Annotated in this window: 14 protein-coding genes; 8 read left to right on the top strand and 6 right to left on the bottom strand. The window is 60.0% G+C overall.

Features of this window, described 5'->3' with window-relative positions; all coding sequences use genetic code 11:
* Positions 1–46 precede the first annotated feature (46 nt).
* Both gcvP and H597_RS0105415 read left to right on the top strand, forming a co-directional pair.
* Positions 47–2926, top strand: coding sequence for an aminomethyl-transferring glycine dehydrogenase (gcvP, locus tag H597_RS0105420; RefSeq protein WP_028101237.1), 2880 nt, complete (start codon positions 47–49; stop codon positions 2924–2926).
* A 133-nt stretch (positions 2927–3059) separates the two neighbouring features.
* Positions 3060–3389: a hypothetical protein gene (locus H597_RS0105415; protein ID WP_028101236.1), complete on the top strand. Its 330-nt coding sequence runs from the start codon at positions 3060–3062 to the stop codon at positions 3387–3389.
* On the opposite strand, the gene H597_RS0105410 is transcribed toward H597_RS0105415, so the two are convergent.
* The gene (locus tag H597_RS0105410; protein WP_154667969.1) at positions 3386–4909 is read right to left on the bottom strand and encodes a hypothetical protein; all 1524 of its coding nucleotides are present in this window, start codon (positions 4907–4909) and stop codon (positions 3386–3388) included. The genes H597_RS0105415 and H597_RS0105410 overlap by 4 nt on opposite strands.
* A 3-nt stretch (positions 4910–4912) precedes the next feature.
* A complete protein-coding gene (locus H597_RS0105405; protein WP_154667968.1) occupies positions 4913–6253 on the bottom strand; it encodes a hypothetical protein in 1341 nt (446 codons plus the stop codon).
* Between the two features lie 188 nt (positions 6254–6441).
* On the opposite strand from H597_RS0105405, the gene H597_RS0105400 reads away from it, so the two are divergent.
* Positions 6442–9681: an nSTAND1 domain-containing NTPase gene (locus H597_RS0105400; protein ID WP_028101233.1), complete on the top strand. Its 3240-nt coding sequence runs from the start codon at positions 6442–6444 to the stop codon at positions 9679–9681.
* 11 nt (positions 9682–9692) lie between these two features.
* Entirely contained in the window at positions 9693–10142 is a 450-nt protein-coding gene (locus tag H597_RS0105395; protein ID WP_154667967.1) for a DP-EP family protein, read from the top strand.
* Between the two features lie 79 nt (positions 10143–10221).
* Here H597_RS0105395 and H597_RS29820 read toward each other — a convergent pair whose 3' ends face one another.
* Positions 10222–11181 carry a fatty acid desaturase family protein gene (locus H597_RS29820; protein ID WP_211232010.1) on the bottom strand — a complete coding sequence of 320 codons (960 nt, stop codon included), beginning with the start codon at positions 11179–11181 and terminating at the stop codon, positions 10222–10224.
* A 96-nt stretch (positions 11182–11277) separates the two neighbouring features.
* Here H597_RS29820 and H597_RS0105385 point away from each other — a divergent pair, with 96 nt between their 5' ends.
* The 4 genes from H597_RS0105385 to H597_RS0105370 all read left to right on the top strand — a co-directional run bounded on the left by H597_RS0105385 (position 11278) and on the right by H597_RS0105370 (position 16667).
* A complete protein-coding gene (locus tag H597_RS0105385) occupies positions 11278–12180 on the top strand; it encodes a GlxA family transcriptional regulator (protein ID WP_211232009.1) in 903 nt (300 codons plus the stop codon).
* Positions 12181–12277: 97 nt separating this feature from the next.
* Positions 12278–14242: a TonB-dependent receptor plug domain-containing protein gene (locus tag H597_RS0105380; protein WP_083940953.1), complete on the top strand. Its 1965-nt coding sequence runs from the start codon at positions 12278–12280 to the stop codon at positions 14240–14242.
* A complete protein-coding gene (locus H597_RS0105375; RefSeq protein WP_028101229.1) occupies positions 14242–14781 on the top strand; it encodes a YfiR family protein in 540 nt (179 codons plus the stop codon). Before H597_RS0105380 ends, H597_RS0105375 begins: the two co-directional genes overlap by 1 nt.
* Positions 14778–16667, top strand: a complete 1890-nt coding sequence (locus H597_RS0105370) for a putative bifunctional diguanylate cyclase/phosphodiesterase (RefSeq protein ID WP_035373138.1) — start codon at positions 14778–14780, stop codon at positions 16665–16667. The genes H597_RS0105375 and H597_RS0105370 overlap by 4 nt, the downstream gene beginning before the upstream one ends.
* A 170-nt stretch (positions 16668–16837) precedes the next feature.
* On the opposite strand, the gene H597_RS0105365 is transcribed toward H597_RS0105370, so the two are convergent.
* Genes H597_RS0105365 through H597_RS0105355 form a run of 3 tightly spaced genes read right to left on the bottom strand, consistent with a single transcriptional unit; the run spans position 16838 to position 22861 of the window.
* Positions 16838–18469, bottom strand: coding sequence for a peptide chain release factor 3 (locus H597_RS0105365; RefSeq protein ID WP_028101227.1), 1632 nt, complete (start codon positions 18467–18469; stop codon positions 16838–16840).
* A 56-nt stretch (positions 18470–18525) separates the two neighbouring features.
* Positions 18526–19137, bottom strand: coding sequence for a hypothetical protein (locus H597_RS29815; RefSeq protein WP_035373137.1), 612 nt, complete (start codon positions 19135–19137; stop codon positions 18526–18528).
* Between the two features lie 10 nt (positions 19138–19147).
* Positions 19148–22861, bottom strand: a complete 3714-nt coding sequence (locus H597_RS0105355; protein ID WP_028101226.1) for a pilus assembly protein — start codon at positions 22859–22861, stop codon at positions 19148–19150.
* Between the last annotated feature and the right edge of the window lie 12 nt (positions 22862–22873).

Raw genomic sequence — 22873 nt, 5'->3', positions numbered from 1 at the left:
GCTGCATGCCGGCCTTTTTCACATTCTGGCCAAGAGATTTCCCACCATGACCCGCACCAGCCTGACCCAACTTGAAGCCCGCGATGCCTTCATCGCCCGCCACATCGGCCCGGAAGCCGCAGAACAGCAGCAAATGCTGGACGTGCTCGGCTACGCAACCCGCGCCGCCCTGATCGATGCCATCGTTCCGCCGGGCATCCGCAACAAGAACGCCCTGCAACTGGGCCAATTCTTCCAGCCGCTGCCGGAAAACGAAGCGCTGGCCAAGCTGAAAGGCATCGCGTCCAAGAACAAGGTGCTGAAATCCCTGATCGGCCAGGGCTACTACAACGCCCACACGCCGGGCGTGGTACTGCGCAACATCTTCGAAAACCCGGCCTGGTACACCGCCTACACCCCGTACCAGCCGGAGATCTCCCAGGGCCGCCTGGAAGCGATCCTGAACTTCCAGCAGGTGCTGATCGACCTGACCGGCATGGCCATCGCCAACTCGTCCATGCTGGACGAAGGCACCGCCGCCGCCGAAGCGATGACCCTGATCCAGCGCGTCGGCAAGTCCAAGTCGAACACCTTCTACGTCGCCAACGACGTGCTGCCGCAGACCCTGGAAGTGGTGCAGACCCGCGCCGAGCCGCTGGGCATCACCGTCAAGACCTTCGACCCGTCCGAACTGGCCGGCGTGACCGACGCTTTCGGCGTGCTGCTGCAATACCCTGGCGTAAACGGCGTGGTGCGCGACTACCGCGCCGCCGTTGAAACCGTGAAGTCCACCGGCGCCATGGTGATCGTGGCCGCCGACCTGCTGGCGCTGACCATGCTGACCCCTCCGGGCGAATGGGGCGCCGACGTCGTGGTCGGCAACTCGCAGCGCTTTGGCGTACCGCTGGGCTTCGGCGGCCCGCACGCCGGCTACATGGCCACCCGCGACGAATACAAGCGCTCCATGCCGGGCCGCCTGGTCGGCGTGACCATCGACCAGAACGGCAACAAGGCCTACCGCCTGGCGCTGCAGACCCGCGAACAGCACATCCGCCGCGAGAAAGCCACCTCCAACATCTGTACCGCACAGGTGCTGCTGGCCGTGATGGCCTCCATGTACGCCGTCTACCACGGCCCGAAAGGCCTGAAACAGATCGCCGAGCGCACCCACCGCTTCACGGGCATCCTGGCCGCCAACCTGAAGTCCCTGGGCTACTCGGTCAACGAGTCCTTCTTCGACACCCTGACCATCGCCACCGACAAGGTCGACGCCCTGCACGCAGCCGCGGTTGCCGCCGGCATCAACCTGCGCAAGATCGACGCCAAGCACGTCGGCGTATCGCTGGATGAAACCACCGACCGCGACACCATCGCCGCGCTGTGGAACGTGTTCAGCGGCGGCAAGGCTGCGCCTGACTTCGACGCTGTTGAAGCTTCCGTGGGCCGCAACTTCCCTGAAGCGCTGGTGCGTAGCTCCGCCTACCTGGAGCACCCGACCTTCAACCGCTACCACAGCGAAACCGAAATGCTGCGCTACCTGCGCTCCCTGGCCGACAAGGACCTGGCGCTGGACCGCACCATGATCCCGCTGGGCTCCTGCACCATGAAGCTGAACGCCACCAGCGAAATGATCCCGGTGACCTGGCCGGAGTTTTCGACCATCCACCCGTTCGCACCAAACGACCAGACCGTCGGCTACCGCGAGATGATCGCCCAGCTGGAGGAAATGCTGTGCGCCGTGACCGGCTACGCCGCCGTCTCGCTGCAGCCTAACGCCGGCTCGCAGGGCGAATACGCCGGCCTGCTGGTGATCAAGAAGTACCACGAATCGCGCGGCGAAGGCCACCGCAACATCTGCCTGATCCCATCCTCGGCGCACGGCACCAACCCTGCTTCCGCCGCCATGGTGGGCATGCAGGTTGTCGTGACCGCCTGCGACGACAAGGGCAACGTTGACCTGGCCGACCTGAAAGCCAAGGCCGAACAACACTCCAAGAACCTGGCCTGCGTGATGGTGACCTACCCGTCCACCCACGGCGTGTTCGAAGACGGCATCACCGAACTGTGCGAAATCATTCACTCGCACGGCGGCCAGGTCTACGTGGACGGCGCCAACATGAACGCACTGGTCGGCGTGGCCGGCCCGGGCGCGTTCGGCGGCGATGTCTCGCACCTGAATCTGCACAAGACCTTCTGCATCCCGCACGGTGGCGGCGGCCCAGGCGTCGGCCCGATCGGCGTTGGCGCCCACCTGGCCAAGTTCCTGCCGAACCAGCGTTCCAACGGCTACGTGCGCAGCGAAGACGGCATCGGCTCGATCTCGGCCGCTCCGTTCGGCTCGGCATCGATCCTGCCGATCTCCTGGATGTACATCGCCATGATGGGCGGCGAAGGCCTGACCGCGGCAACCGAAACCGCGATCCTGAACGCCAACTACGTCGCGCGCCGCCTGGCGCCGCACTTCCCGGTGCTGTACTCGGGCCACGACGGCCTGGTGGCGCACGAGTGCATCCTGGACCTGCGTCCACTGACCGATGCCACCGGCATCAGCAACGAAGACGTCGCCAAGCGCCTGATGGACTTCGGCTTCCACGCGCCGACCATGAGCTTCCCTGTTCCAGGCACGCTGATGATCGAGCCGACCGAATCCGAATCCAAGGTTGAACTGGACCGCTTCATCGACGCGATGATCGCCATTCGCGCCGAAATCGCCAAAGTGGAATCGGGCGAATTCGACAAGCTGGACAACCCGCTGAAGTTCGCCCCGCACACCGCCGAGGTGCTGCTGGCCGACAAGTGGGAACGCAAGTACAGCCGCGAAGTGGCAGCCTACCCGGTACCGTCGCTGCGCAAGCAGAAGTACTGGCCGCCGGTGGGCCGCGCCGACAACGTGTACGGCGACCGCAACCTGTTCTGCGCCTGCATCCCGGTTAGCGATTACGCTTAATCTGGCTCTTGCCTGAAAAGGAAAACGCCGGTACCGTGAGGTGCCGGCGTTTTTGCTATGTAAAACCGGTAAACCGGTGTCAGACCCGGAGGGTCAGACACCTTTGGTCCGCGACCGCCGCGTTGGAGAATGAATGAAGCAAACAACAAAAGCCGCCCTGCTCTCCGGCCTGGCCTTCCCCGGCCTAGGCCAACTCATGGTCCTCAAACGCCCCAAGCGCGGAGCAGCCATCCTGCTGCCCGCCCTGGCATCGTTCTGCTGGATCATGTACGGCGTATGGGCGGCCACCGCAACCCTGATGGAAGAAGCCCTGAACGGCACCCTGGCCCCCGACCCGTTCGCCATTTCCGCCCGCCTGCACGAAACCAGCTTCGTCCCCGGCGCCGACACGGCCGCATGGATCCTGGTCGCCTGCTGGCTCGCCGGCATCATCGACGCACTGCTGTTGCGCGACCGCCCTTAAGCCACGCTGCGGGTTACGCGTGCGGCGCGCTGCACATCTTGCGCCTCATCGTCCCAGACCGCAGCCTGGGTAATCTCCTCCGCCCCAACCTGCGCGCCATCGGCATTAAAGCGCAGCCAGGCCAGCGCCCCGCCTGGGGTGATGCCGATCGCGTGCACGCCGCCATGATTCGGCGCGGCCATCAGCGCCGCCATCACCAGCGTCGTCGCAATCGGCACCGGCATGCTCCAGTGCCCGCCCTGCCGCCGGCACACCAGCCACAGTCCGCCTGCGCCATCGCCGTAAGCCAGATACTCGCCAACCGCAGTCGCCTCGCTCCAGACCACGCAAGCGCCGCCAATATTCGCCACAGGCTGCGGCACCGACTGCCCGCCGCGATACACGACGATGCTATCGCCCGCGACAAAGACATCCGGCACGTTCGGCACATTGGAAGGCGCCAGATGCAGCCCGTTCGCCCGGCGCGGCAAGCCCTGATAATCGATTGCGATCCCCCATGCCGCAGCGCGCGCAAAGCTGTTGAAGCGCAGCATACGGCCCGACGGCGTCTCGCTCAGACGCCAGGCGCCCGGCACGCGGTAGCTGCCCAGGGCGGTCGCCAGCGAAGGCTCTGCCCCTTCGTCGTCCCAGGCAATCAAGGCCCCTTCCGCCGCAGCATTGAAATACCAGGTATTCTCAGCGGTCACCAACACCATCGGCACGGCGCCCGACTGCAAGAGGCCAAAGGCAATGCGGGTCACCGGCTCCTCCACCTCCGGCACATGGCGCGCAGCCATGCCGCGCATGACTTCCACCCAGCCCGTTTCATCGAGCTGGTTTGAAATGCCAACAGCAACATGCAAGGTAGGCCCGCCGCCGCTGGCCCATGGCGCAACAGCCAGCGCCAGCGCGATCGTACCGTCCGGGGCCTGCTGCACATCCAGCGCCTGCACCTTGCCCGGCTGGTTCAGCGGCAGCATGCCGCTCAAATCCGTCTGCGACCAGCGGCCGAACGGCGTGCGGCGGAACAGGTACAGCGAACGGTTGGAGCCGAGCGTAAACACCAGCGGCAAACCCGAGCCATCCCGCACGACAAACAGCGGCGAGCGCGCCGTCGCCGGCGACGCGCAAGGGCTGGAGCGGTAGCCGGACTCAAACAGCGGCACCAGTTCATGGCGCACCAGCGCAGCCAGCTCGCGCCCGGCCGTCATCTGGCTGAGCCAATAAGCCATATCCGCCGGCTGCGACGCATCGTAGCGGTCGAACACCGCGTTGTAGGCACGCCGCAGGCGCTCCTTGGCATCCAGCTCCGCCAGTTCCGGACGGGCCAGCAAATGCAGCGCCAGCTCGGCACGGCCGCGCACGGCCTCACCCTGGCAGCTATAGAGAGTAGTCCACGACAAGGCTTCACTTGCCATCGGCTCCCGTTGCAAAACAATGCGTGCGACGCGCGCCGCAGCAAAACTCAGTGCGCCCGACGCGTACGCGCCGCCCCACTTCCGAACCTGCGCCACCGGCACAGATGTCATCAAGACAGACATGCTTCATTCCCCCAGTTCGATTTCGATGTCACCCGACTCGTTAATGCGCAAGTCACGGCAACCCAGCTTGCGCCCTGGGGCCAGTCCCTCCGCAACGGCGGCGAACATGTCGCCGGTAGCCGCGGCCAGCGAACCGGCGATATCTTGTTGAACCGATGACAGGCTGGCGGCATTGCCCTCCCACCACAGGTTGATGCGTTGTACATTCAGCAGATGCGGCAGCGGATCGGATACCACATAAATCCCCGTCGTGCCGGCATCGGTGGCCGGCATACCCTTGCGCGCCAGCGAGGCCACGCCCACCCGGCCATCCTCCGCATGCCATTGCAGGCGCAGCGACCACTGCAAAGTAGCGCGTGCCCAGGCCTTGCCCATATAGCTGCGCTGGCGCGACAGCGGCAACTCCTGCTTCACGCTGTCCCATTCGTAACGGCCCAACACGCCGCCAATGTCCAGGGTCGGGCGCGACACCCCGTCCGGTCCCGATTGGCGGCCCAGGTTTACCGTATAGCGCAGGTCCTGCTCCGACTCGCGGTCGTGCAAGGTCCGGTTGGCTTCCTGCCAGTTCAGCAGCACGTGGTCGCGGTAGGTCCAGCCGTTGCTATTACGGATGAAGCGGGCGCGTTCGCCGTTTTTCAGCGTCGCCTCCACACCCGACTTCTCGTTCTGGCTATCCAGCGTATTAACGTGGGCTACCCCGTCGCGGGACGCCACATAATCCGGCAGGGAATTCAAGCGGCGCTGCAGCTTATCCACCACCATCGGGTAAATATATTGGCGCAGGAAGTTCTCGCGGCCGATCACAGCGCGGCGCATTGCTGTTTTTTTCAGCACAGCCGGCGCCAAAGTGCGCAGCCAATGGCTGACGGCGGTAATGAAGAATTCCTTGAGCGGAGCGTTATCACACGGCAGATGGGATTTATCCACATCACATAGCGCCGCGTTCAACACCAGGCCGCCGAATTCATTGACCGCTACCGTGAACTCGAGACGCCACCCGGCCACCGATTGACGCAAGATTTCTTGACGGCCATAACCGTTATAGAAGCGCAAATTACCCGACGACAGGGTCATCGTCACCTGGGCAACCGACGGGGTCGCCGAATCGTAGCGAATCTCGATCGGACGCAGCTCGGCTCGGTCATCTTCCTCGCCGCCGAGCGCCAGGCTGCCGACCTCCATGCTGCCGTATTTGATGTCATTTGGAAACTCGCCGGCCGCGCGCATTGCATCGATCGTGCTCTCCAGGAACTTTCCGGAAGTGAACCAACTCGCCGACAGCTGTTGTACAGAAGTCGTGGATTCGGAACCGATCTCAAAAAATACCGCTTTAGTAGTGACCATTTTTACTATTAAGAATGTTAAGATTTGGCCGTTTGGCAATGTCGACAATATAAGAAAAAAAGCCTTCCCTCGCCTTCCGGAAACCTTCCGAAGGCCGGAAGAAAACCTTCCGGTCCGGAAGAAATGCTCCGGAAGGTTTCTAAGCCATTGATTTATAAGACATATAAGAAAAGAAGGTAAGGCGAGTCATGGAGTTCCAATTCGGCGACTGGTTGGTCAGTCCAGAAGCCAATATCGTCAGCAATGGGGATGCGAAGACGCAGCTCGAGCCGCGTGTGATGGCGGTGTTGCGCTATTTGTGCCGGCATCCGGGCGCTGTCATTCCGGCGGAAGAGATCCTGCAGGCTTGTTGGGGAAGCAACGAACTGGGCGACAACCCGATTCATAAAGCCATCACCCAGCTGCGCCGCGCCTTAGGTGATTCGAGCACCGATCCGCGCTATATTGAGACGATCCGCAAGCGTGGCTACCGCGCCATTGCGCCTGTTACTACATTGGCAAGCCAAGCGCCAGTCACTTGGGAAGGTGGATCGCCATTCCGCGGCCTGGAGGCATTCCAGGAAAACCACGCGGCGATCTTCTTCGGACGAGTGCAGGCCACTGCCCAGTTACGCGAAGTGGTAATGACCCAGGCTACAAATGGCTCGCCTATGGCGCTTGTGCTCGGGCCGTCCGGCTCGGGCAAAACATCACTCGTCCGTGCCGGTCTGCTGCCCCAATTGATGGCAAGCGCCACCCGTTCTGATGAGCCGGTCGGCTTGGCGAGTAGCGTCTACCTCGATTGCGCTGACCTGGGTAGTGGCACTCTGTTCCAAGCCCTTGCCGGTGCTCTGATTGACGCTGACATCCTTGGAGAACCGCTTTTCCCGGGCGCAAGTGCCGATAGCCTTGGTCAGCGATTGGCATCAAATCCCGAAGCGGTGGCGGCCGAGCTACTCGAACGAGGATGCTCGCGTACAACGGTCGGCGTCTTCGTTGATCGCATTGAGGCAGTCTTTCGCTCCCAGCCTGGCGAAGCTCACCAATTCCTGGGAGTGATCGACGCGTTGGCCAAGTCGAACTGTTTGTTGATGCTAATGGCCTGCCGTAATGACTTCTATCCAGAAGTTATGGCGCAGCCAATGCTGCTGAATCTGAAATCGCGCGGTGGACATTTCGACGTTCTGCCTCCAGATGGTGCAGACATTGCGCAAATCGTACGACAACCCGCGTTAGCTGCCAACCTGACGTTTGAAAAGGATGAATTGACCGGAGCGAGTCTCGATGATGTCCTCTGCGATGCTGCACGGGGCAATCCCGATATGCTGCCGCTACTGCAATACACCTTAAACGAATTGTATCGGCAACGAAGTGAAGATGACGCACTCAAATTTGAGGTCTATCACCAATTAGGCGGCATCGAAGGAGCCGTTGGCGTACGTGCTGAACAGATAGTCGCAAATTTAACTCCGCAGCAAATTGATGTCCTTCCGCGCGTGCTATCCCTGTTGGTGAACGTAGGCGAAGAGTCTTCGACAGTGACTTCCAGAAGAAGCCCGCTTTCGATGCTGCAAAGCGAGGACGAAAAAGAATTTGTTAGGGTTATGATCGAGTCCCGCTTATTCGTAAGTGAGCTAGCAGGGGACGTACCGAGTTTCGGCGTTGCACATGAGGCATTGCTCCGACGCTGGCCACGCGTTGCAAACTGGATTGCACAATTCCTGAGCTCATTACAGTTGCGGACCCAACTCACGAGCCAAGCGAGGCGATGGGCTGATGGGGGACGGGCGACCGACCTTTTGCTTCCGTCTGGTAGTCAAGTTGAAAAGGCGGTCCGCTTGCTATCTCTTGCGGATTTTTCTCTTGCGCCAGTAGAGACCGAGTTCATTCGCGCCTCAATGTCGCGCGCAAAACGAGGCGAGCGAGTCCGACTCGGCATAACCACGTTGATTGGGATCTTAGCGTTAGTCTCCGCAGCACTCGGACTTGCCGCTCGTAACGCACAACGATCCGCAGAACAACACCGAGTTGAAGCAGAAGCGCTGTTGGGCTACATGCTTGGCGAGTTTGCGGAAAAGCTCCGCCCGCTTGGCCGTTTGGACCTGCTAGACAGCGTGAGTAACAAGGCGCTAAATTACCTCTCTTCGACTGAGTCCCTAGTAGAGAGCCCTACCTCTTTGAATCAGCGAGCCAAGGCCTTACACGTAATTGCCGAGGTTAATACCACGCGCTCCAATTTCCCCGCCGCGCATGAGGCACTGTTGGCTGCGCGAAAAATTCTTCGCCTTCAGGATAAAGGAACTAGCACTGACAAGGCACTCCTAAAGGATCTAGGTGCAAACGCATTTTGGATCTCCCTATACCACTCAAACAGAAATGAGTGGAGCGATGCACTTGCGCATGCAAACGAGTATCTCAATTATAGCGATAGGATCGTTAAAGCCTATCCTAACGATTCGGAAGCATGGATGGAACAGTCTTATGCATATAGCGCGATCGGCAGCACTCAAATACAAAACAATCAGCCTGCGTTGGCAGCGGAGGCATTTGAAAAGTCAGTCCAGCTTAAGCGCAAAGCACTGCTCGGTAGTCCCAACAATTCAAAGATTAAGGCGGACTTAGCTAACAGCATTTCCTGGTTGGCTGACGCAAAACAAAAGATGGGACATCTCGACGCTGCCTTTTCCTTAGTTAGAGAAGAGGAAGAGCTCGTATCTTCGGTGCACCAACAAGCGCCCAATGATGGTCTTTGGACTTATCGACTAGCAAACGCTTTATGGCACCGAGCGACGCTAGAAATCGCGCTAGGACTTGACTCCGATGCGGCAACCCACCTCGATAAGGCCGATACATTATTGACTTTATTGACGACACAAGACCTTAGCAACCTGAAATGGAAATTAAGTCTCGCCTTTGTTCGAGTTAATTCTTTAATTGTCCAACCTGGTTTGCCTACACCAATGATCGCGAAAAAATTAGATGAGCTTCGTAAGATTTGGGATATTGAGTTCAAAAAGTCCCCTAAAAATAGTCGATTACAAGGTTTTATAGGTACCATTGCAATCCAATCCGCAACTTTCAATGCGCAATCGGGGCACGTCTCCGACGCATTAGCTACTTTGGATGATTACATTGCACTGTATCGCACGACTTTTGAGTCCAGCATGAATGATGCGACAATTGCGTCGCAACTAGCAGAGTTGGTTGCTCTAAAAGGTGAACTACTAAAAACTCAAAATAAAGTCGATGAAGGAACCAAATTTTGCAAAGAGGCGGAATCGTTGCTGAAGCCATTCGCTGGCGATTCTTTAAACCCTGCCATCTTAGCCCCTTATTTGCGAAGTGCGATGTGCGCTGGGGAATATTCGACTTCAGATATCATTAGATCAAAGCTTAAGAGAATGGCTTTTAACAATTCTCGCTACGCGAAATACCTTGCAAACCGATGAGAAAGGAAATCATGAAGAACTCAGTTATCGATACAGCGGCTACCACGTTCCTAAATGTTCAGGTCACGGCAATCCCCCACTTAGATGCGAACGGGAAAGTGACATACGCGACCACTTTCACGCCAAGATCCCTTACCGTTACGGAACCAGATACCGTAATCAATTATCAGCTGATCGATCCAACGCCGGTGGATGTAAAATTTAAAGGCCTTAGCGTAAGGCCAGATAACTCACAGCAATTCAGTAAGCCCAGCATTAGCGAAAGCGGAAGATTGGTAACGTTTAGCGATGCCAATACAATTGCGGAGAAATTCAACATTTCGATTAAATTTACCGCCAAGGACAACCAAGAATTTCTGGTCGACCCTGAGGTTGAAAACGATCCTCGCGCAATGGTCGTGGCGGCATTGGCAGCTGATTTGGAACGCGATCCCGAGCCAGAGAATGATCCTCGCGCCTAATTTGCTCGAATGCCGGAGCCTCGCTAAAGCCCTGAAGTAGCACTAGGTTGGCCAACCACTTTTCTACAATTTCACGGCTTCAACGCATGTTATCCAAAGCGCCGCGGGCGCCGCTAATGCGGCGCACTGCGGCGCTTTCACTTCCGGCTGTGCATCGGCGAATGACACTCCAATACGATTCGGCCGGGCACTCCGTCCCTTCAAAATAGCCACGCTTACGAAGCAGCTTATGCAATGCGGGTAGCTTATAACCTGGCACCGTCGCGGCCATGTGATGTTCAACGTGGTAATTGACGAAGTTCGGCGCTACCAGCAATCGAGCGAGCGGGCCTGCCAACGTCGTTGCGGTATTGCGGCGCGGGTCCCGGTCCATGTGATCGGGGACAGCACCATGCTCCCCCATTACGCGCAGCCGCAGTATCAATGGGAAGACAAACAACTGACCAAGCCACCAGCAGCCATACACCTGTGGTACGCCAAGCGTCCACAGCACGGCAACGATCAAGCCGTGCATCACAAAGAACGGGTACAGCGCTCCACGATCAGTCGGTTGGAACTGGTAGATGATGCCCTTCAAACCGTTTAGGCCAGAGATATCGCGTAACAGCTTGCGTGCAAGGCTTGCGCGAGTCGCTGGATAGCCAGTGACGAAGGCGAGATCAGGGTCGGCGGCGGTTCCAGCGGTGCGATGGTGTTCCAGATGGCCACGGCGATATGCCGCGTAAGGCACGTTTGGCAACGCGCCGAAAATCCATTTCCCCATCCACTGGTTCACACTTCGCGACGTGAAGAAATTCCGGTGTGCTGCGTCATGCGTCAGAATCGCAAATCCAAGTGCGCGGCCTGCGAGAAGTATGCTGGCAAGTATCCAGGCAATTGGATGGTGCCATATCGCGGGCAATGCGAATCCAAGCGACACCAGCGCCACGTTGACGAACACGACTCCAGAGGCACGCCAGTTGTCGGCCGTCGTAAAGGCACGAAGTTCTTGCTTGTCGATGTAGGAGAGAATATTCATGCAGCCATCGTAGTCCTGCATGGCGCGCTGCATGGTACATTATTCGCCATGCAACATACTTTTTCCGCCATCTCGACAAGCATCTATATCGACCACAATTGCTGGGCCGGCGGAGTCATGCTGATTCGTGAACTGCTGGCGGTAGCGGGGACTCTCAATGCCCGTGAACCCGATCTGAAAGCGGCTGCAATGTTTGATGTGACGCTGGTTGGCCCGACACTTCAGCCAGTGCGTTCGTTCACCGGCCCGGCCCTGCTGCCGGAACGCAGCCTGCGCACCGCCAGGCAGGCGAACGTGCTGGTCCTGCCCTCCTTCTATGGCGACGTGCCAGCAGTCCCGTCCCTCTTGCGCTGGATCGTGAAGCACTACGAAGCAGGCGGCTGCATCCTCGCTTCCGCAAGCGGTGTGCGCGTGCTGGCCGCCACGGGTCTGCTGGACGGACGCGATGCGACCTGCAACCTTGCCGATCGGCGCTCAATCACGGCGGCCCGGCCGGCAGTGCGCCTTTCGCCGCAATCGCCGTTGGTTGTCGACGGCAGGCTGATTACCGCAGCCAGCATCACACCAACCATCGACGCCTGCGCCCACCTGGTCTCGCACTTCCACGGCGAGAAGGCAGCCTTGAAATTCGCCCGCTATGCCAACTCCGCTCGGCAACTGGCCGATGTGAACGGCGCAAACGGAAGGAATGAGCACACCGACGCGCGTGTGCAGGCAGCCCAACGCTATATCGAACAGCACAACTGCGCCGGCATCACACCGGACGACGTAGCGCGCCATGTCGCCATGAGCCAGCGCAACCTGGCGCGCCGCTTCCATGCGACGCTTGGCGTCACGCCGGTGCAGTACATTCTGCAATGCCGTATCGAGCAGGCCAAGCGTCTGCTGGCACGCCCGAACCTGAGTTTGCGCCGCGTCGCCATTGAAACTGGATTCAGCGACGAGACCGTTTTCCGGCGTGCGTTCAAACAGTTGGAAGGGAAAGCTCCAAGCGCGTGGAGAACATTGTTCGTCAGCTAATGGTTGTTGTTAAATAGTGGTGATAGCGCCTGCCGGGCTGTACATTCCCTCACGGCAATGCCACCATGTGCAGACACCATAAAAGCAATCCATCGGGATGAGAATCAAAGCACTGCATGGCCTTCACGCAAGGCCGCTGGCAGTCTTGCTGCTCGCGGCGGCGAACGCTTGCGCACAAGATGCCGACCTGACTACTTTGCCACTTGAACAATTGATGTCGATGGAGGTCTACAGTGCCTCCCGCTTCAACCAAAATGCAATACAGGCGCCCTCAAATGTCACCATTCTGACGTCGGACGATATCCGCGCGTATGGCTGGCGCACGCTTGCCGACGCGCTGCGCAGCATCCGTGGCCTGTACACCAGCAATGACCGAAGCTATAGCTATCTCGGTGCGCGTGGCTTTCTGCGTCCGGGCGACCTGAATACGCGCTTCCTGCTGCAGATCGACGGCACGCGCATCAACGACCCGGTGTTTGATCAGGCCCAACTCGGCGCCGAGTTCCCGCTTGACCTCGGGCTGGTGGACCGCATCGAATTCGTGCCGGGGCCGGGATCTTCGGTGTATGGCACCAACGCGTTCTTCGGCGTCATCAACGTCATTACACGCCGCGCCCCCGATCTCGAAGGCGCGCGTGCGACGCTGGAGGCGGGTCAAGCCGGCACCCGCAGCGGCAGCGCAAGCTACGGCTGGCGTAATGGCGACTCCGAGCTGCTGCTGGCCGCTACCCACGGTCATAGCGACGGCCGCGACCTCTACTTCCCGGAATTCGGCGGCGTAGCGCACGGCCTGGACTGGGAACGCTTCTCACGCTTCTTCGCTCGGGGCCAATGGGGCGACTGGTCGCTGTCACTTCTCGACGGCAAGCGCAGCAAGGGCATGCCTACAGCGCCCTACGGCCAGCCTTTCGACGTGCCGGGCGCTTCGACCATGGATCAACTGATGTCGGCCGCACTTGGCTACCGCAAAGCCCTCGTGCCGATGCATGGCGAGCTGACGGGGCGCCTGAGCTACAGCGAATACCGCTACGACGGGCGCTTCGTCAACCAGGAGCCGTTCGGTACCCTCAACATGGACCGCACGCGCGCACGCTGGTGGGGAGCGGATGTCAGCCTGTTCCTGCAAGCGGCGCCGGCCCACAAGGTAGTAATCGGTGCGGACTACCAATACAACAATCATGTACTGCAGCAGAACTTCGACATCGATCCTTTTGTCAGTTATCTCAACGACCGCTCGACGAGTAAGCGTTTCGGCGTCTTTGCGCAAGATGAAATCACCCTGGCGAAGGATGTACTGCTGAACGCCGGCTTGCGCTATGATCACGACACCAGCACCGGCGGAGTATTCAATCCGCGCCTGGCGCTGATCGCCGAAGTCTCGCCTGGCACGACGGCCAAAGCCATTTACGGCAGCGCGTTCCGCACCCCGAACAGCTATGAACTCTTCTACGGGATCGACGGGCAAGGCGGCCAACTGGCCAATCCCAACCTGGGCCGCGAACGCATTCGAAGTCATGAGTTAGCGCTGGTACGCCAGCTTGGCGCCAATGCGCGGATGACGCTGGCCGCGTACACCAACGAGGCGTCCGGACTGGTGACCGAGGTTATCGATGAGGAAATCGGTTTGCCGATCTTCCGTAACCTGGGCAAGGCACGGGCCCGTGGCCTCGAGCTGGAGTATGAGCACTCCTTCGCCAACGGTGCGCGCCTGCGTGCCAGCGTTTCGCGGCAGCGCGTGACTGGCGGCGCCAGTGAAGTGAATTCGCCCAACTGGCTGGCGAAGCTGAATACAACTGGCCGGCTTGCCGGCACCTGGCATGTCGGTGTTGAAGGGCAGTATGTCAGCTCCCGCAAGCTGCTGGACGGTGGCGAGACAGGCGGCTTTTTGCTGGCCAATCTGAATTTCTTCAGCATCGGCCTGACCCGCCATCTGGACGCCTCGCTTGGCGTGCAAAACGTGCTGGACCGCCATTACGGCGAACCCGCATCGCTGGGCCTCCTGCAACGTACCATTGAGCAGGATGGACGACGGGTCTACTTCCGGCTGAAGGCGGCATACTGATGATGCAGCGTCTGTTCGCCTTCCTCACACTCCTGCTGCTGGCTGGCGGGTACGCGCGCGCCCAGCTTCCAGCGGGTGCGGACGAAGCGGAGCTGAAGGCGGCCATCCTGTTCAATTTCGCCATGTTCACCGAATGGCCGACGGACACCCTGCCCGCAAGCGCGCCTTTGCGCCTTTGCGTCTTCCAGGGCAATGCCTTGTTGACCGCCCTTAGCGGCCTGCAGGAGAAGCACGTCAATGGTCACCGCCTCGTCGTGCGCACGCTGCCCGCATCACCGGGCGCATCGCAGTTGGCGGCCTGCCACCTGTTGGTGCTCGACGCACAGGACCGTGAGCGCTGGCCGCAGCTTAAGCACGAACTGGCGAACAGCAGCGTGCTGACCGTCGCTGACGACCGCACGATAGGCGCCAACGGCGCCATGATTTCCTTTGGAATCGACAATCGCCGCGTGGGCTTTGACGTGGACCTGGTGCCAGTGCGCATGGCACGCCTGTCGCTCAGTTCCAAGCTATTGCGGCTGGCAAGGAGTGTCCAATGAAGTCGCGCGCTAACATCGCGCTGCTGCCGATCGGCAGCAAGGTGGTACGTTCGACCATGCTGGCCGCCGGGGCGGCTTTGTGCCTTGCCGGCCTGCTCATGGTGTTGTTCCAGTTCATGGCCTTGCGCGGCACGCTACTGCGCGATCTCCAGGTGCAGGCGCGCATTGTCGGCAACAACAGTACGGCCGCGCTGCTGTTCAGCGACACCCGTGCGGCAGACGAAATCCTGGGCGGACTGGCCGCATCGCCCAGCGTCCAAAGCGCGAATATCACGGTGGGCAATACGCCGCTGGCGCAATTCCGCCGCAATGGTGCACCAGTGCCCGAATTGCCGCCCAGCGCGCATGGCGAATCGCTGCATGAATACGGCATGGACTATATCGAGGTGCAGGAGCCGATCAAGGTCGACCACAAGAACGTTGGCAGTGTTTCGATTCGCGCCACGCTCATGCCGCTGTATCGGCGCGCCTTGGCTTTCGCTGGCTTCACCGGCATCGCAACCCTGGGTTCGTTCGCGCTGGCCTGGCTGCTGGTGCGGCGCATGCGGGCCGCGGTGGCGCAAGCCGAACATCACCTGCATCTGCTGGCGCATGTGGATCCGGTAACCTGCCTGCCGAACCGGAATGCTTTCAACGACAAGCTCGAACATACGCTCAAGCGGGCAGACAAGCAGGAAACCAACGTCAGCTTGCTGCTGCTGGACCTGGACAACTTCAAGGTCGTCAACGATACGCTGGGCCACGACACCGGCGACAAGCTGTTGCGCCTTGTTGCTGAGAGGCTGACGCATTCCCTGCGCAGCACCGACATCATTTGCCGCATCGGCGGCGACGAGTTCGTGGTCATCGTGGAGCCAGCCGATGAAGAACTGGAGCCGGACGAGGTAGCGCGCAAGATCCTGCGCGCCCTGTCGGAGCCCTTCATGGTCGAGACCCACCAGCTCTTCGTCAGCGCCAGTATCGGCGTCAGCGTCTACCCGAAGGATGCGCGGGATGCCGCCGCCGCGATGCGCTGCGCCGATATCGCCATGTACCACGCCAAGAACAAGGGCAAGAACGCCTATGAAGTCTTCCATGAGGAGATGGCGCTCAAGGCCAGCAAGCGCCTGGCGCTGGAGGCGAACTTGCGCAAGGCTTTGCAAAACAATGAGCTGTACCTGCATTACCAGCCGCAGATCGACGTGCGGACGGGGCGTATGCGCGGCATGGAAGTGCTGACGCGCTGGAATTGCGAGGCCTTGGGCGGCGCTGTGAGCCCGGCGGAGTTCATTCCCGTGGCGGAGGAAAGCGGTGTAATCGTCTCGCTGGGACGCTGGGTGCTGCAGACCGCCATCCGCCAGGCGGCAGAGTGGCGCAAGGCGGGGTTGATGGAGGATATCGAGCACGTGGCGGTCAACTTGTCGGCATGCCAGACCAAGGACGTCCAGCTGATGTATGAGGTGCAGGCCTTGCTGATGGAGACCGGCCTGCCGCCACGCTTGCTGGAACTGGAAATTACCGAAGGCGTGCTGATGGAGAACGTCAACGCCAATATCGCGCTGCTGCACAAGATCCAGGCCGCGGGCATTCATCTGTCGATCGATGATTTCGGTACCGGATATTCGTCGATGGCGTATTTGAAGCGTTTCCCGATCGACCAGCTGAAGATCGACCGCAGTTTCGTGAACGCGGTCCCGGGCGACGGGGCTGCGATCGCCAAAGCGATCATCGCCATGGCGCACTCGTTGAATCTGAGCGTTGTTGCGGAAGGGGTGGAGACAGAGGCGCAGGTGGCCTTCCTGTCGGATGCGGGCTGCGATGTGATGCAGGGGTTCTATTTCGCGCGGCCGATGCCGGCGGAGCAGTTGGAGGCTCTATTGCGCGAGCGCCGCTCGTGGGCTGCTTAGAACCGGCAACCCGGGGTCAGACCCAAGGGTCTGACCCCGTCTGAACGAAGGTTAGGGGTGTTAGTTCAAGGTCTTTGACATTTGCCGAAAGTCAAAAGCCTCAAACCCAACCGGCGCCGGAAGTTCTGACGGGGTCTGACCCTTTGGGTCTGACCCCGCTTTACCGGTTTTCAATCCAGCTTGGTCGCATGCTCACGCGTAGCATGGAAAGTCAGCTTAGGCCAGCGCTCCTGAGTCAAGCGCAGGTTCACACCGGAAGTCGCCAGGTACGCCAGGTTGCCCGCCGCGTCATACGCCACGTTATGCCCCAAGGCCGCCTCAAAGTCCGCCAGCGCCTTCTTGTCATCGCTGGAAACCCAGCGTGCGGTGGAAATGGACGTACCTTCGAACACGGCATCCACACCATACTCATTCAGCAAGCGCGAAGCCACCACCTCAAACTGCAGCACGCCCACAGCGCCCAGCACCACCTCGCCGCCCTGCACCGGCTTGAACACCTGCACAGCGCCCTCTTCGCCCAGCTGCTGTAAGCCCTTCTGCAGCTGCTTGATCTTCAGCGGGTTACGGATGCGCACCTGGCGGAAGAAGTCCGGCGCAAAGTAAGGAATACCGGTGAACTGCAGCATTTCGCCTTCGGAGAACGAATCGCCGATCTGCATATTGCCATGGTTTGGCAAACCGATGATATCGCCCGCGTAAGCCTCTTCCACCTGCTCGCGCGACGAAGCCATGAACGTCACCACGGACGACACCTTGACTTCGCGGTTCAGGCGCAGATGCTTGACCTTCATGCCCCGCTCGAAACGGCCCGAGCAGACGCGCAAGAAAGCGATACGATCGCGGTGCGCAGGATCCATATTGGCCTGGATCTTGAATACGAAGCCCGAAAACTTCTCTTCGGTCGGCTGCACGGTACGCACCGACGCATCGCGCGATTCCGGCGCAGGCGCCCAATCGACCAGCGCCGACAGGATCTCGCGCACGCCGAAGTTATTGATCGCGGAACCGAAGAACACCGGAGTCTGCTTACCCGCCAGGAAGTCTTCCAGGCTGAATGGATGCGAGGCGCCATGCACCAGTTCCACTTCCATGCGCAGCTGGTCCATCTCCAGCGGGAACATCTCCTGCAGGCGCGGATTGTCGATGCCTTTGATGACCTCGAAGCTTTGCACGCTTTCTTCGCCGGCGCGGAACAGCAGGATCTCGTCGTTGATCAGGTGGTACACGCCGCGGAAATTCTTGCCCATGCCGATCGGCCAGGTCACAGGCGCGCACTGGATCTTCAGCACCGATTCGACTTCGTCGAGCAGCTCCAGCGGATCGCGGCATTCGCGGTCCAGCTTGTTCATGAAGGTCACGATCGGCGTATTGCGCATACGGCAAACGTCGAGCAGCTTGATGGTCTGCGCTTCCACGCCCTTGGCCGCGTCGATCACCATCAGGCCCGAGTCGACCGCGGTCAGCACGCGATAGGTGTCTTCGGAGAAGTCCTGGTGCCCCGGCGTGTCCAGCAGGTTGATGATGTGGTCGCGGAACTCGAACTGCATCACCGATGAAGCCACGGAAATACCGCGCTGCTTCTCGATTTCCATCCAGTCGGACGTGGCGTGGCGGCCGCTCTTGCGCGCCTTGACCGTACCGGCCATCTGGATTGCGCCCGAGAACAGCAGCAGCTTTTCGGTCAGGGTGGTTTTACCCGCGTCGGGGTGGGAAATAATGCCGAAAGTACGGCGGCGCGCAACCTCGCGCGCAATCAGCGCCGGGGTCTTGCTCGAAGCTTGAATTTGGATATCGTCAGACATGATGGCAGCCAGCGGATGGCGCGGACGGAAAACCCGCTATTCTACCATGCGTACCTTCACGCCCGTATAGCGTAGTCGACGACGATTTTCATGGAAATGCGGCTGTGGACGGCAATGCGCCCTATCCTGCCGGGATTGAAACGGACCTTGGCGAAAGCTGCCAGCAAGAGCTGCTGTTGCTCTTCAGGCAGCGGTGAATCGAGTTCCACCCGCTCCACCACACCTTCATCGCTGATCCATACTTGCAAGGACACTTCCTGCGGCGGAAGCCCAGGCACGATCAACAGGCGGCCGTGGAGCAGTCCCTCGACCACCTCCGCCTGCTGGGTTGTTTCACTGGCGCCGAAATAATGATGCTCGGGCGCCGTCGCTTGCGCCGTACCTGGCGCGGCAGCCTCGGCAGCCGGATTCCCGGCGGCCACTGGTACGCTGTGCGTCAACGCAGGCTTCGCCGCTTCGGCGGCAGCGACAGCGAGCGCGGGAGCGCTGCCGTGGACCGCCGCCGGGGTTGAAGCAAGCAGACTCACCGTCAGGGCCCGCCCCTGTTGCGCCGCACCGGCACCGGCACCACCGGTACACCCTGCCTGGCCAACCAGGAACAGGGCGATACCGGCATGCACCAAGACCGAAACCAGCAGCGCCAGCGAAGGACGGGTACGGTGAGCCATCAGAACGCCATCAGTTGTTCAGTTCGCGATAGAGAACACGCTTCGGCGGGAAGTCAGGCTTGCCAACTTGCAGGTCGGTCGGATTCGGTTTCTTACCATCCGCGGTCACTGCGTGGAAGATCGGCTTACCATTCGGCAGCTTGGATACCGTGATACCCACGACCGGCGAGGTGAATTGCAGACCGCCCATATTCTCAGTCACTTCATCGCCATTTTCGGCATCCAGCTGGTACAGCCAGCTATAGCCGCCAGGCTGGCATTCGGAAATCGAAGGCACCGTCGTGGAGAACAGCACGGTACCAAAGAACAACTGAGGGTTCAGCGCCAGGCGTTCACCCGAATCGATCAGGTTCAGGTACCAGCCCCAATCCTTCTGCCAATCGACGAATTTGCCGCCATTGGTGACGCTGCGCGTACCGCTGGCGCCGGAGGCGGTCGCCTGCAGCAGGCCGGAAGTTCCGCGGATGGTGGTCTTGCCGTCATCCCTGACGGCGTACAGGGTCTGCACGTCCTTATCGTCCAGGTCACCCTTGCCCAGATAGCGGCCAGAGCCAAAATAGACGGTTTTCACCGGAGTCGGCAGCGGCGTGCCGCCGACAGTATCGATCTGCCCGATTTCCGGAGCAGTGGTAATCGGCTTGGTGGCACCGATATTCGCCAGCTGGCTGGCGACACCAGCGTCAATGTCGAAACGCCACATGACGCCGGTCAGGTCGCCGCCATAGGCCACCAATTCCTGGTTCACCTTCGCAAAATTGTCGACCCGGACGTTCAGCCATGCCAGGCCGCTCGGATTGGTGACACTGCCAACGTTCGTCGGAATGGTCGTCAGTACTTTACCGGTGGCGATGTCGAGCACGAACACATAACCTTTGCCGTCGGCAGTCGGGTACTTGAGGCCACCCTTGCCGTCATCTTCAGGAATATTGTTATAGCCCGAAGCAACCACCGCCACCCATGTACCATCCTTGCGCATGGTAATCATCGGGGTGCCGTAGGTATAGCCTACGTTCGGGTTCTTGTCGGCGTTGAATTCCCACAGGGTCTTCGGATCCTCGGGATCGGTCACGTCCAGCGCATAGTAGCCGCGGCCGCCCTTGCCCAGTGCACCGATCAAAACAGTTTTCCACGTGCCATTCAGCTCGGCATCATTGATGGTCAATGGGCCGTCCAGGTAATAGCGGTGCTTGCTTTCGTAATTGGCATCGGCAAGGCGCCACAGATTCGGCAGCATCATCGGCGGAATATACGCCCAGCGCTCATCGCCGGTGTCGGCATCGAACGCGTGCAGCATGCCGTCGTTGGAGGCGGCGTACAGCGTCGGTTTGCGCTTTGCAAGGCTCTGTTTATAGGCGCCGAAGTCAGGATCGATGTACTTGTTCTGCGGCTGCTTCACGAAGATCGGCTGGGAATGCACGATATCACCGAGGGCCTTTTCGCGGTCGCGATACAGGCGGTCATATGGACCATAGGTATTCGGACGCGTCTGGTCTTCATTGCGGTCCTGGCCGCGCAGGTAATTCAACAGCGAGAGCGGGGTTGCCGCAGTCGATTGCGCCGTCGACCAGCTGCTTGCCTGGCTCAGCTTGCTCGTGTCGAACAGTGCCAGCTGTGCTGCCGTCAGGCCGCCGGTGCCAATGTTGAACAGCGTCCGGGTGATGGTGCCGGTTCCGGAATAGTTGCCGGTATAGATGGTGCGGGTATCGCTATTGCCTGCTGCAACAATTCGGCTGCGCAGCAGCGGCTCAGCTTGCCATACCGGAGTCGGGAGAATCGCGCCCGTATCCAAGTCCATCTTGTAGGCGGTAATGTCCGAGTCCCACTTCAGGGTGCGATAGGTGGCGGTGAAAATCTTGTCGTCGCCCGGGGTCGGTTGAATGCTACTGGTACCCGCTGCGGCGCCGGCACCGGTGGTGCTGTCGATGCTGGCGAGCGCCTTCCTCAAGCTCGACTCCAGTACTGCCGGGTTCGAGGCGCTGAAGTAAGTACCATGACCGTTCACGGCAGCGTGCCACAGGTCATCAATGGTTTCCGGCTTGTTCTTCACCGGCGCCGGCCATTTCAAGGTGCCCTGCTTGATATTGGCAAAGTCTCCGCTTGGGGCGGTCTTATAGTTCGCGTCGTATTGCAGCGTGCCATCAACCCCCAGACCAATGGTGAAGGTGGTCATGTGCTGGTAGTTGGCCACGTCGTCCATCGTGGCATCCGAACCCGACGGCGACACGATATTCGCGCAGCGATCCGGCGTGCCGCAATTGGACGTACGCAGGTCAGTGTTGTAGTAGTAATAGGCCACGTCAGCCAAGGTGTTCGGCGTGCGCAGATCGTCTTTCGCCGGGCGCGTTGCGTCGCCGTCCTGGTCTGGCTTGGCGGCATCCGGCGGCACGAATTGCCCACCTCTCACTTCCGATGCCAAGTCGTCATTCCAGTAACCGTCGGTCGCCAGGATCGCGTAGTTCTTCTGGCATGCGAACTGCACTGGATCCGTGTAAGTGGTCGTGACGCCTTTGTACATCTCACCCACCGACATCAGCGAACTGCGCAGCGGAGTACCGCCGGACGGGTCAAAACCGTACAGCTTACTGTAGAACGAATCCTTTTGCGTCTGCTCGAAGTTGTCAATATTGATCTTGTTGGCACCAGGATTGTTAATCGTGGTCAAGCCAACGCGCGCGTGCAGGTAGTTCGCATCATCCAGATTGTTTTCAATCGGAACGCCACGCACATCACTGAAGGACAAACCGATCGCACTCTTGGTCATTTGCGCGCGCGTACGGTACCAGGCGTACCATGTCGCGAAGTTCGCCATTTCTTCGGCGTAGGTACAGGTCGCCCCCTTGCAGTCGTTACGCGATGCGGCCTTCGGATAGGAGTTGACCGTTGAAACGATATTCACACGCGACCAGTTGTAGAAGCGCACGTACTTATAGGTCGAGGTCTTCTTGGCCTGGCAGGTGCCCGCCTGGCCGTAATTCATGCCCGAGCTGTCGGTCGAACTGCACCACTCCACGCTGACGTTGTAGTAGAAAGGCGCACCCTTCTTCACGTCGCGGTACCGGTAAGTCGAATTAGGGTAGGAATAGTTGTTGCCCGAGTCCAGGGACGATACGCAAGTGCGTCGGCTATCGGTCCTATCGCACCAGACGCGCTCCGGATAGCCGGTCACCAGGTTCATGGGGGTATTGGGCGGCAGGGTTGGGCAGGCGCCGCCGATGATCGCCGGCGTGCAAGGGGTGCTGGCAGGATCGGTCGCGCTGGTATCTTCCACGTCCTGGATGCCGTAGCCATCGCTTGGCACCGCGCTCCACGGGCTGACGTAGCTGGTGTTGTTGAGTTTATCGGCCAGGCGGGTGCCATCGGACTTCAATGGCCACGGGTAGCTGATTGCCGGGTTGTAGTACAAACCGTTGAAGTTACTGGCCGAGCGCGGCGCGTCGCCGGTCTCGCAGACCAGCGGCCCGTCGGGGCCGCGGCAAACCCGGCTGAAACCGTTGCCATCGGATTGATAGCGCACGTGGTCGGGCATGTAATCCCAGGACATACTGCCGGAATTATCGAGGTCCAACATAATGTTGGGCAAAATATTGGCGGTCGATGCGTTGGCCATCGGGATATCAGCCAATTCGGTCGGTCCCGAATGCGCCACTTGCATGGGGATCAGGCACAGCCCGAGCGACGCCAGCAAGGCACGCAGGCGGGAATGCGGGACATTGGTCCAGTTCATTTGAATTCTCCT

Origin of the sequence: Pseudoduganella violaceinigra DSM 15887, from assembly GCF_000425385.1 — a bacterium.
GTDB lineage: Bacteria > Pseudomonadota > Gammaproteobacteria > Burkholderiales > Burkholderiaceae_D > Rugamonas > Rugamonas violaceinigra.
The sequence above is the reverse complement of the archived record's forward strand: the minus strand, read 5'-3'. Positions and strand labels throughout refer to the sequence as shown.

Excerpts from the sequence above, each read along its gene's own strand:
- gcvP (WP_028101237.1), top strand. The coding sequence starts at position 47 with ATGACCCGCACCAGCCTGACCCAACTTGAAGCCCGCGATGCCTTCATC.
- H597_RS0105415 (WP_028101236.1), top strand. The coding sequence starts at position 3,060 with ATGAAGCAAACAACAAAAGCCGCCCTGCTCTCCGGCCTGGCCTTCCCC.
- H597_RS0105410 (WP_154667969.1), bottom strand. The coding sequence starts at position 4,909 with ATGTCTGTCTTGATGACATCTGTGCCGGTGGCGCAGGTTCGGAAGTGG.
- H597_RS0105405 (WP_154667968.1), bottom strand. The coding sequence starts at position 6,253 with ATGGTCACTACTAAAGCGGTATTTTTTGAGATCGGTTCCGAATCCACG.
- H597_RS0105400 (WP_028101233.1), top strand. The coding sequence starts at position 6,442 with ATGGAGTTCCAATTCGGCGACTGGTTGGTCAGTCCAGAAGCCAATATC.
- H597_RS0105395 (WP_154667967.1), top strand. The coding sequence starts at position 9,693 with ATGAAGAACTCAGTTATCGATACAGCGGCTACCACGTTCCTAAATGTT.
- H597_RS29820 (WP_211232010.1), bottom strand. The coding sequence starts at position 11,181 with ATGCAGGACTACGATGGCTGCATGAATATTCTCTCCTACATCGACAAG.
- H597_RS0105385 (WP_211232009.1), top strand. The coding sequence starts at position 11,278 with ATGCTGATTCGTGAACTGCTGGCGGTAGCGGGGACTCTCAATGCCCGT.
- H597_RS0105380 (WP_083940953.1), top strand. The coding sequence starts at position 12,278 with ATGAGAATCAAAGCACTGCATGGCCTTCACGCAAGGCCGCTGGCAGTC.
- H597_RS0105375 (WP_028101229.1), top strand. The coding sequence starts at position 14,242 with ATGATGCAGCGTCTGTTCGCCTTCCTCACACTCCTGCTGCTGGCTGGC.
- H597_RS0105370 (WP_035373138.1), top strand. The coding sequence starts at position 14,778 with ATGAAGTCGCGCGCTAACATCGCGCTGCTGCCGATCGGCAGCAAGGTG.
- H597_RS0105365 (WP_028101227.1), bottom strand. The coding sequence starts at position 18,469 with ATGTCTGACGATATCCAAATTCAAGCTTCGAGCAAGACCCCGGCGCTG.
- H597_RS29815 (WP_035373137.1), bottom strand. The coding sequence starts at position 19,137 with ATGGCTCACCGTACCCGTCCTTCGCTGGCGCTGCTGGTTTCGGTCTTG.
- H597_RS0105355 (WP_028101226.1), bottom strand. The coding sequence starts at position 22,861 with ATGAACTGGACCAATGTCCCGCATTCCCGCCTGCGTGCCTTGCTGGCG.